Origin of the sequence: Alkalinema pantanalense CENA528, from assembly GCF_050753345.1 — a bacterium.
Lineage (GTDB): Bacteria > Cyanobacteriota > Cyanobacteriia > Leptolyngbyales > Leptolyngbyaceae > Alkalinema > Alkalinema pantanalense.
Window position 1 is genome coordinate 26,029 of sequence record NZ_JBLZFX010000021.1, and the last position, 14,388, is coordinate 40,416.

At 50.4% G+C, this 14,388-nt stretch carries 8 protein-coding genes; 6 read left to right on the plus strand and 2 right to left on the minus strand.

Annotated features, from left to right (window positions below; genetic code table 11):
- The first annotated feature begins 137 nt into the window (after positions 1-137).
- On the plus strand, positions 138-1,979 hold the full coding sequence (ftsH3, locus tag ACN4EG_RS09240) for an ATP-dependent zinc metalloprotease FtsH3 (RefSeq protein ID WP_431629057.1): 1,842 nt from the start codon (positions 138-140) through the stop codon (positions 1,977-1,979).
- Positions 1,980-2,253: 274 nt separating this feature from the next.
- On the opposite strand, the gene ACN4EG_RS09245 is transcribed toward ftsH3, so the two are convergent.
- Complete coding sequence (locus tag ACN4EG_RS09245; RefSeq protein ID WP_431629058.1) at positions 2,254-2,802, minus strand: helix-turn-helix transcriptional regulator; 549 nt, start codon at positions 2,800-2,802, stop codon at positions 2,254-2,256.
- 332 nt (positions 2,803-3,134) lie between these two features.
- Between ACN4EG_RS09245 and ACN4EG_RS09250 the strand changes: the two genes are divergently transcribed.
- Positions 3,135-4,316, plus strand: coding sequence for a TolB-like translocation protein (locus ACN4EG_RS09250; RefSeq protein ID WP_431629059.1), 1,182 nt, complete (start codon positions 3,135-3,137; stop codon positions 4,314-4,316).
- A 54-nt stretch (positions 4,317-4,370) separates the two neighbouring features.
- Here the strand turns inward: ACN4EG_RS09250 and ACN4EG_RS09255 are convergent, their stop codons facing one another.
- Complete coding sequence (locus ACN4EG_RS09255; RefSeq protein ID WP_431629060.1) at positions 4,371-7,379, minus strand: ATP-binding response regulator; 3,009 nt, start codon at positions 7,377-7,379, stop codon at positions 4,371-4,373.
- Positions 7,380-7,948: 569 nt separating this feature from the next.
- Here ACN4EG_RS09255 and ACN4EG_RS09260 point away from each other — a divergent pair.
- From ACN4EG_RS09260 to alaS, 4 genes are all read left to right on the plus strand, one after another.
- Positions 7,949-8,881 carry a circadian clock protein KaiA gene (locus ACN4EG_RS09260; RefSeq protein WP_431629061.1) on the plus strand — a complete coding sequence of 311 codons (933 nt, stop codon included), beginning with the start codon at positions 7,949-7,951 and terminating at the stop codon, positions 8,879-8,881.
- Positions 8,882-9,422: 541 nt separating this feature from the next.
- The gene (gene kaiB / locus ACN4EG_RS09265; RefSeq protein WP_431629062.1) at positions 9,423-9,767 is read left to right on the plus strand and encodes a circadian clock protein KaiB; all 345 of its coding nucleotides are present in this window, start codon (positions 9,423-9,425) and stop codon (positions 9,765-9,767) included.
- A gap of 113 nt (positions 9,768-9,880) precedes the next feature.
- Complete coding sequence (gene kaiC, locus ACN4EG_RS09270; RefSeq protein WP_431629063.1) at positions 9,881-11,437, plus strand: circadian clock protein KaiC; 1,557 nt, start codon at positions 9,881-9,883, stop codon at positions 11,435-11,437.
- A gap of 237 nt (positions 11,438-11,674) precedes the next feature.
- Positions 11,675-14,311 carry an alanine--tRNA ligase gene (gene alaS, locus ACN4EG_RS09275; protein ID WP_431629064.1) on the plus strand — a complete coding sequence of 879 codons (2,637 nt, stop codon included), beginning with the start codon at positions 11,675-11,677 and terminating at the stop codon, positions 14,309-14,311.
- The last annotated feature ends 77 nt before the right edge of the window (positions 14,312-14,388 follow it).

A 14,388-nucleotide genomic window follows, 5' to 3' on the forward strand; every position in this document is an offset into this window, starting at 1 on the left:
AGATCACAGTGCGGCATTCCGCACCCGATCGCATTCTGAGAAGGGATCCCAAGTTTCTGAGGATACGTTAAGATTAATTAACAATAAGAAGCAAACTAGGGATCGACCCATCACATCCTTTAGGAGGGATAACCCCGGTGAATAAACGGTGGAGAAATGCAGGACTCTACGCGCTCTTAGCGATCGTGGTCATCGCGCTAGCGACGGCCTTTATCGATCGCCAGCCGCCTGCTAAGGAAAACTGGAAATATAGTGAGTTTATCCAGCAAGTTGAGGCAAAACAGGTTGAAAAGGCCAGCCTGAGCAGCGATCGTACCCGTGCAGTGGTCACACGCAAAGATGGCGAAAAATTCATCGTTAACCTGCTTCCGGGCGACAGCAAATTGATCGATACCCTCACCAAGAATGATGTGGATATCTCTGTTCTGCCCCAACAGGATGAGGGATTCTGGCTGCGGGCATTAAGTAGCCTATTCTTCCCCATTCTGCTGTTGGTCGGTCTGTTTTTCTTGTTACGTCGTGCCCAGAATGGCCCTGGCAGCCAAGCCATGAACTTTGGTAAGTCCAAAGCTCGTGTGCAGATGGAACCCCAAACCCAAGTCACCTTTGGGGATGTAGCGGGGATTGACCAAGCCAAGCTGGAATTGGCGGAAGTGGTGGACTTTTTGAAGAACGCCGATCGCTTTACAGCCGTGGGTGCAAAGATTCCTAAGGGTGTGCTGTTAGTGGGACCTCCTGGAACCGGTAAAACCCTCCTGGCTAAGGCAGTCGCTGGGGAAGCAGGCGTGCCGTTCTTCTCCATCTCCGGTTCGGAGTTCGTGGAAATGTTCGTTGGGGTGGGTGCATCCCGCGTGCGCGACTTGTTTGAACAAGCGAAAACCAACGCTCCTTGCATTGTCTTCATCGATGAAATTGACGCTGTGGGTCGTCAACGGGGCGCAGGTCTCGGCGGCGGTAACGACGAGCGGGAACAAACCCTGAACCAATTGCTGACCGAAATGGACGGCTTTGAGGGTAACACTGGCATCATCATCATCGCCGCAACCAACCGTCCCGACGTATTGGATGCAGCCCTGCTACGACCCGGTCGTTTCGATCGCCAAGTCGTGGTCGATCGGCCTGACTATGCTGGTCGTTTTGAAGTTCTCAAAGTCCACGCCCGTGGCAAAACCTTGGGCAAAGACGTGGATCTGGAAAAAATTGCCCGTCGAACCCCTGGCTTTACGGGAGCAGACCTGTCTAACTTGCTGAACGAAGCTGCCATCTTGGCCGCTCGACGCAACCTGACGGAAATCTCCATGGATGAAGTCAACGACGCAATCGATCGTGTCCTGGCTGGGCCCGAGAAGAAAGATCGGGTCATGAGCGAGAAACGTAAAGAATTGGTTGCTTATCACGAAGCCGGTCACGCGATCGTTGGGGCCTTGATGCCAGACTACGATCCCGTCCAAAAAATCAGCATCATTCCTCGTGGTCGGGCCGGTGGCTTAACCTGGTTCACTCCCAGCGAAGAGCGGATGGACTCCGGTCTGTATTCCCGTTCCTACCTGCAAAACCAAATGGCCGTTGCCCTAGGTGGCCGTGTGGCGGAAGAAATTATCTTCGGCGATGAAGAAGTCACTACCGGTGCATCCAATGACCTGCAACAGGTTGCTCGGGTGGCGCGTCAAATGGTGATGCGGTTTGGGATGAGCGATCGCCTAGGTCCTGTAGCTCTGGGTCGTTCCTCCGGCGGGATGTTCCTCGGTCGGGACATCATGTCTGAGCGGGACTTCTCGGAAGAAACAGCGGCTACGGTCGATGACGAGGTGCGTAACTTGGTGGATCAAGCCTATCGCCGTTGTAAGCAAGTTCTGACAGAAAACCGTCACGTTCTAGATAAATTGGCCCAAATGCTGGTTGAGAAAGAAACGGTAGATGCAGAGGAACTGCAAGAGTTGCTGGCAACCAATGATGTCAAAATGGCAACGTTTGCCTAATAGGTCTGCCTTCTGACTCCTGGGTCGCCCGAGCGCAACTGTTTTAACGATTAATTGATTATCTGATGGGTCTAAGGGATCACCTTCATTTAAGTGACCCATTCAAGTCACCCATTGCACCAGCTCTACTGATTTAAGTAGAGCTTTTTTATTGACTGAATTTATTGACGCTAGACGGAACATTCCCTGGCGAGCTAGATCAGGGGGAGTAAAGTCCCCCAACCTAGCAAATTCAACGGTAGATGACTTGGATCGAGGCTGGAAGGGATGGAGTCTAACATGCTTCCAAGCCTTCCATTTGGCGTTTCATCTGAATATTACAAAGATGCTTTTTCACCGTGTCGATCGTGATGTGGAGCCGTTCTGCAATTTCCTTGCGGGAGAGGTTAGCCCGCCGTAACTGCCAGACTTCCGCTTCACGAGGGGTTAGTCCATAGCGTTGCGCTTCAGAAAATGCGAGACTTTGCCAGGATTGTTGCTGATCCTCTAGCCGAATTAAAAAGCAGGGATCGGCGATCGTATCTAGCTGTAACCACTGCACCCGTAGGCGGTAACGGTGGTGATTAGAGGTCGTAATTTCCGACTCCAGTACGAGGGGCTGATGCTCAAACCATTCCCGACTTTCCCGCAGAGACGCACAGAGAGATCGCACCTCTTTCGGAATTTCACCCATTTGGTTGGTAAGCGTTTGACAAATTCGTTGGGCCGGAAGATTGGCATACACCAATTCTCCGTGCGGTTGCACAATTAAAATTCCATCCACCAATCCTTCCAAGACAGACATGAGAAACAGACTGGAGGTTTGTAATACACCTGATTTCATAGTTTTGATGGGGGCTTAAATCATCAACAGAATAGTGCTTGTTCAGTAATCTATCCGTAACCTATCAGTAGACTCACACAACTACGTTTTATGCATCCACGGGCAATCAGAACAGATAATGCACCTCGATCGGGGCAACCATGAACCCCATCGTGGTTCCTATTTTTAAGTTGCTACCTTTAGTTGCTACCTTGGCAAGTTTTCCGATTCCGTAGGGGCATAAGATTCCCTAGTCCTGCTGTCAAATTCTCAATTTGTGGGCATAATCCTGAAGAAACGCCGATCGCGCTTGTAGTGGTTATTACGGATCACCTTACTGTTGGTTAATCTCTATGCAAATCGCTTATCTCACACAGGGCAAGCTATTTCTCACCACTCATCAGGCTCAAACAAGGGAGATAGAAAGCGAGTTTGGCCAAACGGTGCAGGTGAGAAGCCTACAAATGCAGCGCCAAAAAGCCTGGAAAAATCGCGGCATTATGGAAATGATGATGCCTCCTGCCGCTGTCGCTCAGATGAAAAATCAGCCGGAGGCAACGATTCCCATCGCCATTACCAGTTTGTGCCGTGGGCAAGAGCAAACTCTCCTGTATGCCCTGGAAGCAGGAGACGTAGGCGGAATTTTCAAGTTCGATCCCAGTTGCGATCGAGAATTACGTCTGTTTCATAATGCCGATTTTCGAGTCGGGCATTTGGATTACCAGCCAGAACTAGGTCTAATTGCCTGCACAACCACCTATCCGACGGGCATTTCCAATCTCGCCACCATGGCCATTGATGGCAATCGTCCCCGAGACATCACCGAAGGCGATTCCCTAGATCTAGCTCCCCGTTGGATTTCTGGAGCCGGTAAGGCCCTGGTCTATCAGTCCGCAGGCTTGGGGCGCACGGCGGATGGCTATGTGGGCGATCGCGCTCCCTTTACGATCGAAAAACTCGATTTTAATCAAGCGAACATTACCAGCCTCGCAGCAGATCCCAAAGCCGATTTACTCTCCCCACAAATCGCAGCCAATGGCCTGCTCTACTACATCCGCCGTCCCTACAAAGCCCGTCACAGTGGATTTAATCCCCTCAAACTGCTGCAAGAGATAGTGTTGATTCCCGTACGGTTGCTGCATGCCATTTTTCAGTGGCTCAACTTTTTCACACAAATGTACACAGGTAAACCCTTGATGCGAGCGGGCACCAACCAAAAGGTGGAACCCAAAATGCTTAAAGCCTGGGGAGAATGGATTACCCCCGAACAATTAAAGGACAAGAACTTTGGCGATGCGGATGCGCCATCCCTCGTGCCGCGCACTTGGCAACTGGTACGACAACCGCAACAAGGTACAGGCAGTCCAGAAGTGGTTGCAGAGGGAGTTTTGGCCTACGATTTAGCTCAAGATGGCACGATCGTTTACACCAACGGCAGTGCTGTCTACGCCATCTCCCCTGAAGGACAGCGATCGCGTTTACTGGTTGGCAGCTTGATTGAGTCAGTCACGGCCCTCAGCCAATCCCCCCATTAAGAAACTGTTCTAGGGAGCGATTGCTTAGCTCCTCTATACTGCCCATCCCATCCATTAGGGCTGCAAACCTAAGCGCTGCCGAACCTGATCCAGCAAGCCTTCCATCGATAAACTCGGCAATGTCACTTGAACATTCGGCATCGCTGTAAATGAGCCCCGCCGCCGCCCTGACTTCGTGTGATAGTCAATCAACAAAACAGGCAGATGGGGATTGACCTGATTCACTTGGTGTAAGCCCAGTTTGATAGTTTCCGCCGAAACCCCTTCATGCCAATATACCAAGAGCTGCTGTACCAATTGGGTCTGAAGCCGATGCAAGAGGCTGAGCTGATCGGGGACTATTCCACCCCGCAACCCAGCTGTTTGAATGTAGTGCATTAAAGCATTTAACCAGTCCATACCTTGGGTTAATAGTTTGCTTTCATGGCCAAGCCGTGGACTAAAAATTGCACCATCCACAGCTAAAATGAACGGCTGTCTTGCTCCAGACTTGACAGCAAGTTCAATCACTTGCACCAGCGATCGCGCCATTTGGGGCGCAAGAGGCCACTGTTTTGGCTTCATTAAACAGGGAAAAATTGTCAATTCCTTGATTTGGGTTGCCGCCTGGGCAATTGCCGTATCTAACACCACGATCGGTAAAGAAGCTAAACAGGTTTGCGATCGTAACTGATTGAGGTAGGATAGCGGATCCGAAACTTGGCCACTGAGCAAAACGACCTTAGGCTGCCAGACCCGAGCCAAGAGTTCCGCTTGTTCCAAATCCGCTGCCTCAATCACACGATAGTTATGGCTATGGAGCAGATGACTCCACTCCATTTCATCCGACTCTAGCTCTGACGTCAGGCAGAGAATGGATTGAATCGTTTGCACCTCACTGGATTGATGATCTAGTCCTTCTACCGAATTTTGCGTTAACTGATCCAGCATATGGGCTAGGAGACGATGCCGAATGGGCAACCCTAAAAAGCCATCGGCTTGATTACAGTAGGCTTGGTGCTGTTCCGCTGAACTAGCCATCACAATCACTGGGATCTGGCAAGTTTTGGGATCCGATTTAAGCAGGGTCAGCACATCCCACCCGGACAGCATCGGCAAAAAGGGATTGAGTAAAATGGCACAGGGTTGCAGCTGGCGAGCTTTTTCTAGGGCTTCTGTGCCCGATCTCGCCACAATCACTCGATAATTCAGCGCCATTAGTTGATCACTGGCATCCTCCAAACTCCGCACACTGACTTCGACGACTAACACTAACCGATTGACCACTGAACTGATGCCTGAGGGCGGATCCTCAATCGTCACCACAGACTTGAAGACAGGGGGCGTTGGGGGCAGCAGTAAAGTAAATTGACTCCCTTTATTTTCCCGAGAAATAAAAGTAACATCCCCCCCATGGAGCCGAGCCAGCCGTTGGGTTAGCACCAGTCCTAACCCAGTTCCTTCAAATTGTCGGGTTAACGGACTTTCTAATTGTTGGAATTTCTGAAAAATGAGATGTTGCTTATCTGCGGGAATCCCAATCCCCGTATCCCAGACGGTAAAGGCAATCCACCCCTCCCAATTAGCCACCCTGATGCCAACTTTGCCTTCAGGCTCAGTAAATTTCAGAGCATTGGATAATAGATGCACCAACATTTGCTTGAGGCGATTAGGATCGGCCACAACCGTTTCCAATCCCGGTTGCACTTCTAGGGCCAGATCAGAACTCTGCGACGAGTCCAAGACAGGATGTCCATCCCGATGAGCGTCTTGGCTTTGAGGGCTGGAAGATGAGGTATCATCCGGTGGCCAGCGCATTTGTTGGGCTTGGTCAAAGGCAATTTGGCAAATCTCGGCAATTCGAATCGTTTGCCAACTCAGCTCAATCTGGCCCGCTTCCATCCGCGTCAAGTCAAGAATATCGTTGACCAGATGCATCAAATGTTTGCCACTGCGATGAATCAATTGGACATACCGTCGTTGCCGATCGTTCAGCGCCCCAACGGACTCCTCTTTCATCAAGCCAGATAACCCCAAGACTGCGGTCAACGGCGTGCGTAACTCATGACTCATACAGGCCAAAAAGTCATCCTTCAACCGATTGAGCTGAATTAAATCGGCATTCTTGGCGGCTAATTCCCGAGTCAGTTGATGCTGTTCAGTAACATCCTGCACCCAAATTAATTCCCAATCTTCGATCGCAGCCATTGGGCCGCCCTCTGCTTGGCGCTCAAGGGTTGCAATCTGTGCAGCCATTTGAGTTGGCTGCACAGATTGGGTCGGTTCCCCATGCCCCGATGTCATCTCGCCCTGCGATCGTGGCCTGCCTTGCCCGCCCAACCCAGGGCTAGGCTCCTGTAAACCATTGGTCGCCGCTAACAGGGTGGAGCTTAAGGAGACACGGGTAAATTGCAAAATAACTTCCTGCCCCGTTCGCAAGCCGCAGCGACAGAGGTAGCTGGAGCAATCGTCCCCAGACGGTAAACATTCCAGGATCGAGAGGGGCGTAGGAGCCGTCGCGACTGGAGAAGACACCGCAGGAGACGGCGCAGCTTTTTGAGACGGCACAATTGGCTCATTCATCGCACAGGAACCTTCGGATCCCATACAATCTCCGTCCGAGGCTAGCATTTCACGATGGAACAAGCGATTAACCCATTGCAGCAATGCCATGGGGTCTTCTAAGTCTTCAACCAATTTTTGCCAATGGAGATTGGAATGCCAGCGTCCCAATTGACGACTATTTAAAAGGGCTGGTAAGGGCAGATAGTTCAGTAACTCCAGAAAACAAGGCATTTGCTCCAAAACAAAGGGCCGCAGACCTTGAGGATCGATCTCCCCCCACAAAGGCTGCAAATCCTCTAAGGACTGCTCCCCATCCAGAGAGTGATCGAGTAATTTTGGCACCAGTTGATGGAGAAACAGCACTCCACGGACTCGAGACTGGGCATCGACAACCAGTACCCGATCGCTGTGCCATTGCTGACATTGCAGGAGTGCCAATCTTAGGGAGAGTGTGGCGGAACAGAAGATTCCCGGTGCAGGAGTCATCCACAATTTTGGCGGCGGCGCTTCATTCAACATATGGCCCTAGCACAGGTATGATGCGAGCAATGAACATCTAACGATGATCCGAGGTACACGCTGCAATAGAGGACTGTGCTTGCAGTCCGCCATTGCAGAGACTCATGCAGAGACTCAGATGAGTCAACCGATCCAAGAAATCACGATTTATTCAACTCGACTGAAAACACTGTGAATTCCAGGAAACTATCAACCAACTCTATCCATGCCGAACAACATCTATACCAGGAAACCTTGAATTTCCAGGCATTCCAGAAAACCCATAACCGTTTCGGCCCTAGGATAGAATTCAAGACTCTGCCCCAATTATGACCCTGGATTTATCGAAAAGGGTTGTCCCGTTATAATGAATTCATGCTTACAATCTTAAAAAAAGCTTAAGCCAGCGAGTTTTTCATTCATTTTCATTCCTGCAAATCCTCTAGGCTATCTAGATTGGGTTGCATACTGCCAATACTTCAAACCGCTAGGAGCTAGGGGAATTGCTGTGGATCTTCCTAGGAGATTCAGTCCCTCGACCGCTCCTGATTTGCCAACGCCCCATTTAAATATCTTTTTTAATTCCCATTGTGATTTCTTTTTCAGCCAAACCTTCTGCTTCACCCAAGTTGCTCATTTGTCTTTTCGGAGCAACTCAAGCGGTGATGGATGCCGCCAAAACAGTTTTGGATCCAGATCGATATAGCGTGATCATCCCGACCTCCCAGTCGGAATTTTTCCATGTCATTGAAGCAGAACGCCAGCAAATTGATTGCTTAATACTGCATACGGGGCCGTCTTTGGCCAATCTGATTAGTTGGCTCCATGACCATGCTACGTTGCTTCCCACCATCATCTTGCAGCCTGCAAGCATTACCGATCCATCTACACAACAGGCACTGTTACCTGGAACGGCTGACTTCGATCGGGTATTTTTCTATCACAGTGCAGAAATTTGCTTATCCGAAACCCATTTGGACTACCTAGGCGATGAAATTAATCGGGCGATCGCCGAGTTCTTGACGCTGTCACCTGTCTGTCGTTTGCCAGTTACCCCCGCTGCTGAGCCAGATTTAACCACGGATTTGACCACCCAAAATTTTTTAATGCTGCAACAGCGTCGATTGACAGACAAGCTGAAAGAGCGCCTAGGCTATCTGGGGGTGTATTACAAACGGAGTCCTCGCAATTTCCTCCGTAATCTCCCGGTCAACGAACAACACACCTTCCTACAGGAATTGAAGAAGAGTTATCGAGAAATTATCATTGGCTATTTTTCAGATGGTGCCTCATTGAATCAAAAGATTGATGCTTATGTAGATGTTGCATTTCTTGCAGACATTCCAGTATCAAAAGTTGTAGAAATCCATATGGAAATTATGGATGAATTTGCGAAGCAGTTAAAATTAGAAGGACGAAGCGAGGAAGTCGTCTTAGACTACCGCTTAACACTGATTGATACCCTAGCCCATCTCTGTGAAATGTATCGTCGTTCTATCCCCAGAGAATCATCCGACTCCTAGATCCAACCCTCCAGAGTCAGCTCCGTAGATTAAATCCCATAGACTCAGCTTGATAGCTCAGATTGATAGACCAATAGAACATCCCCCCAGTCAGACTCATTACCTACAAGCAAAACTGAGTTACAGAAGAGTCTGAATTCATCATTAGCTGAGATTCACCGCTAGCTGAATTCCCTGGTAATCAGTCAGTTTCGTTATCTTTCAGCAAAACTTTAGTTAGACTGTAGGCTGCAAATCAGCTCTTTTGTGCCCTCGTCATTCAAGCAATTCTGTAAATTATCTGTGAATCAGCGGGATTTTGTAAATCAGCCGATAGCATAACTGTTGTTCTAAGTCACTGATTCGGACTCATTCGTCAGCAACCCCTTTCTCAGAAACCCCTTTCATTGTGTCTATCGGTGTTATGCCTGATCCCCACTGAAGTGATCTGCCATTCAATGGATAGCTCATCGTTGATCAAGCTGATTCAATAACTCTAACTTCAGCGTTTTTCTAGTCATTCCAACCGACGTCCGCGCTGTGCTCCACTGTGGTAAGTCCTATGCAAGCAACTCGAAAAACTTACGTTCTCAAGCTTTACGTCGCTGGGAATACGCCGAACTCCATTCGTGCGCTGAAAACACTTAACAACATCCTGGAAGAAGAATTTCAAGGCGTCTATGCCCTCAAAGTCATTGACGTTCTTAAAAATCCTCAATTAGCGGAAGAGGATAAGATCTTAGCGACACCGACCCTAGCAAAATTATTGCCCCCGCCGGTTCGAAAAATCATTGGAGATCTATCCGATCGGGAGCGGGTTCTGATTGGCCTTGACCTGCTCTACAGTGAACTCCAGGATGAAAAAAACGATGCGTGGCAGGATCAGCCTCCCACCCCAGAAACTTAGGAAAACTGGGAATCGACCATGAGTTTGCATTTTTTGTGATAAAAACATGAGAAGTGTTACAAACCTTTGATCAAGACTTTGCGGGAGTTTACTCCGGCGTTTGATAAATTTCTATGGATGCCAACAAGCAATCTGAACCACGGAGTCGCTCAGAACTAGTCGGGGTGCAAAAAATTCGCACCATGATTGAGGGCTTCGATGATATTAGCCATGGCGGGTTTCCAGTCGGTCGCACCAGTTTGGTGAGTGGCACGTCAGGAACCGGAAAAACCCTTTTTGCCGTTCAATTTCTTTACAATGGCATCACCCAGTTTGACGAAGCAGGTATTTTTGTCACCTTCGAAGAATCAACCGCAGACATCATCAAAAATGCCGTGAGCTTTGGATGGGATCTCCAGAAACTGATTGATGAAGGGAAATTGTTTGTTCTAGATGCCTCCCCTGATCCCGAAGGACAGGAAGTGGTAGGGAACTTTGATTTTTCAGCGCTGATTGAGCGGATCCAGTATGCTATCCGCAAATACAAAGCCAAACGGGTTTCGATTGACTCCGTGACGGCTCTATTCCAACAGTATGATTCTGCTTCTGTCGTCCGCCGCGAAATTCTTCGCCTAGTTTCTCGACTTAAGCAGATTGGGGTCACAACGGTCATTACCACCGAACGCACCGAGGAGTACGGCCCCGTAGCCCGGTTTGGCGTGGAGGAATTTGTTTCCGACAATGTCGTGATTGTGCGCAACGTTCTGGAGGGTGAACGGCGACGGCGCACCATGGAAATCCTGAAACTGCGCGGTACAACCCATATGAAGGGGGAATATCCCTTCACAATTACCGATCAGGGGATCAACATCTTTCCCTTGGGCGCAATGCGGCTCACTCAGCGATCGTCCAATGCCCGCGTCTCCTCCGGGGTCAAAACCTTGGATGAAATGTGTGGGGGCGGCTTTTTCAAGGATTCCATCATCCTGGCAACGGGGGCCACGGGAACCGGAAAAACCCTTTTGGTCAGCAAATTTCTCCAGGAAGGCTGTCGGCAGGGGGAACGAGCTATTTTATTCGCCTACGAAGAGTCTCGGGCTCAACTGTCTCGCAACGCCTACTCCTGGGGCATTGACTTTGAAGAATTGGAACAACAGGGATTGCTCAAAATCATCTGTGCCTACCCAGAATCGGCAGGACTGGAGGATCACCTGCAAATCATTAAGTCGGAAATTGCTGAATTCAAACCCACGCGCATCGCGATCGACTCCCTCTCAGCCCTGGCTCGGGGAGTTAGCAATAATGCCTTCCGGCAATTTGTGATTGGGGTGACAGGTTTCGCCAAGCAGGAAGAAATCACCGGCTTCTTCACCAACACCACCGACCAGTTCATGGGGTCTCACTCGATCACAGATTCCCATATTTCCACCATCACCGACACAATCATCATGTTGCAGTATGTGGAAATTCGGGGTGAGATGTCGCGGGCACTCAACGTCTTCAAGATGCGGGGTTCCTGGCACGACAAAGGCATCCGGGAATACACCATTAGTGCCCAAGGGCCTGAAATCAAGGATTCCTTCCGCAATTTCGAGCGCATCATCAGTGGTTCACCGACGCGCATCGAGATCAACGAAAAGGCCGAATTGGGTCGGATTGCTAAAGGACTGAAGCTAGACGACAGCTTGTAACCAGTTAGAACGGCAGCAGGTTGAAGCGAGGGCTGCTGGGAGGAAGGGCTGCTGATCTCGTGGTTGGTTCTTCGAACAGGCAACCCTCGTTCGAAGTCAAGCGACCTCAGGTGATAGGTTCTGTAGGATGACAGGTCAAGCCGGATTTCTCCCATGTAGAATCCTGTCTTTGTGAGAATTCCACGGCAGAATTAAGATAGTATTCTGTGAAATTTTGACAAACTCGATAAACCTGCCATGGCAACCCCGCAAACCCCGGCTCCTTTGAGCGGCGCACAAATTCGCCAACAGTTTCTGGACTTCTTTACAAGCAAGGGACATCAGCCCATGGCGAGTGCCTCCCTTGTCCCTGAAGATCCTACGGTACTGCTGACGATCGCGGGGATGCTGCCGTTTAAACCGATTTTTCTGGGCCAGCGCCAACCGGAGTTTCCTCGGGCAACCACCTCCCAAAAATGCATTCGCACCAATGACATTGAGAATGTGGGTCGCACCGCTCGCCACCATACATTCTTTGAAATGCTGGGCAACTTCAGCTTCGGCGACTATTTCAAGAAGCAAGCGATCGCCTATGCTTGGGAACTGACCACCGAAGTGTTTCAAATTCCGCCCGATCGGGTCGTGGTGAGCGTCTTTGAAGAGGATGACGAAGCCTTTGCCCTCTGGCGCGATGACATTGGTATTCCCGCCCATCGGATTCAGCGCATGGGGGCAGACGACAACTTCTGGGTGTCCGGCCCCACAGGCCCCTGTGGCCCTTGCTCGGAACTGTACTACGACTTCAAGCCAGAGCTGGGTGATCAGCATATTGATCTAGAAGATGACTCGCGCTTCATCGAGTTCTACAACCTGGTTTTCATGCAGTACAACCGGGACGCCGAAGGCAAACTGACGCCCCTGCAAAACCAGAACATTGACACTGGCATGGGACTGGAGCGCATGGCGCAGATTCTCCAGAAAAAGCCCAATAACTACGAAACCGATCTGATTTTCCCGATTATCGAAACCGCCGCAGCCCTGGCAGGCATTGATTACTCTGCCGCTGGCGCAGAAACCCAGGTTTCCCTGAAGGTGATTGGGGATCATGTCCGGGCCGTGGTGCATATGATTGCCGATGGCATTACGGCTTCCAATGAGGGTCGGGGCTATATTTTGCGGCGCTTAATTCGCCGGGTCGTGCGCCATGGGCGCTTGCTCGGGATTCAGGAAAACTTCACCGTCAAAGTTGCAGAAACTGCCATTCAGTTATCCGAAGTGCAATATCCCAATGTACGGGAACGGGAAGACTTCATTAAATCGAATCTACAACTGGAAGAACAACGCTTCCGAGAAACCCTCGATCGCGGTGAGAAGTTGCTAGAGGAAATCCTCGATCGGGTCAAGAACACGATTCCGGGCGAAGATGCCTTTGTTCTCTATGACACCTATGGCTTTCCGGTGGAACTGACCCAGGAAATTGCCGAGGAAAAAGGCTTGACCGTTGATATGGCTGGCTTCAATGCGGAAATGGAGAAACAGCGGGAACGAGCAAAAGCCGCCCATAAATCGATCGATCTAACAATTCAAGGCTCTCTAGATACCCTCGCGGAACACATTCATCCCACGGATTTCCTAGGCCATCAGCAAACTAGCCATTCCGCCAAAGTGGAACTCTTGTTGGTTAACGGTGAACCTGTGGAAACCGCAGCCGCAGGAACAGCGGTACAAATTATTGTGGACAAAACGCCCTTTTATGCGGAATCCGGCGGACAAATCGGCGATCGCGGTTACTTCTCCACCGGGGACACATTGGTGCGCATCGAAGATGTGCAAAAGGAATCTGGCTTCTTCGTGCACCATGGCAAAGTGGAACGGGGCATCCTTCAAACGGGATCCGTAGTCACTGCACAGATTGATTTGGCCTGCCGTCGCCGCGCCCAAGCCAACCACTCGGCAACGCACCTCTTGCAGTCAGCCCTGAAGAAGCTCGTGGATGACAATATTGGTCAAGCGGGATCCTTAGTCTCCTTCGATCGCCTGCGATTCGACTTCAACTATGCCAAGGCCCTCACCCCGGAGCAAATCCAACAGGTGGAGGAACAGGTGAATCTCTGGATCGCAGAAGCCCATGGATCCGTGATTGCAGAAATGTCCCTGAGCGACGCCAAGGCCAAGGGAGCTACCGCCATGTTTGGCGAGAAATACGCCGATGTGGTGCGCGTCATCGATTTTCCCGGCGTCTCCATGGAACTTTGTGGCGGCACCCATGTGAACAACACGGCAGAAATTGGCGTGTTCAAAATCATCTCGGAAACGGGGGTTGCTGCGGGGATCCGTCGGATTGAAGCCGTCGCAGGGCCAGCGGTATTGGACTACCTGAATGTGCGGGAAGCCGTCGTTAAGGATCTCAGCGATCGCTTCAAGGTTAAACCTGAGGAAATCAGCGATCGCATCACCAGTTTGCAAACCGAACTGAAGGATACTCAAAAACAATTGGCCGCCACCAAGGCTCAGTTAGCTGTGGCCAAATCCGATCAACTGTTGGCAGCAGCAGTGGAGATCGGATCCTTCAAAGTACTCGTGGCGGAATTGTCGGGAGCGGATGCAGACTCGCTCAAGAGTGCAGCGGAGACTTTGTTACAAAAATTGGGAGAGGGCGCTGTGGTTCTCGGCTCTAGTCCTGAAGAAGGCAAGGTTAATTTTGTCGCCACCTTTGCCAAGGGTGTCGTAGACAAAGGATTGCAAGCGGGGAAAGTCGTCGGCGCGATCGCTAAAATCTGCGGCGGTGGCGGCGGTGGTCGGCCCAACTTTGCCCAGGCTGGGGGACGGGATGCCAGTAACCTCCAAGCGGCCTTAGAAGAAGCCAAACAGCAACTCACAACAGGACTTAGCTAGCCGTCTAGCAACTCTTCTCTGCCAGGGTTGTACTTGAACTCGCTTTGAGTTGCCCTACACCCATAAAATCTCCATCT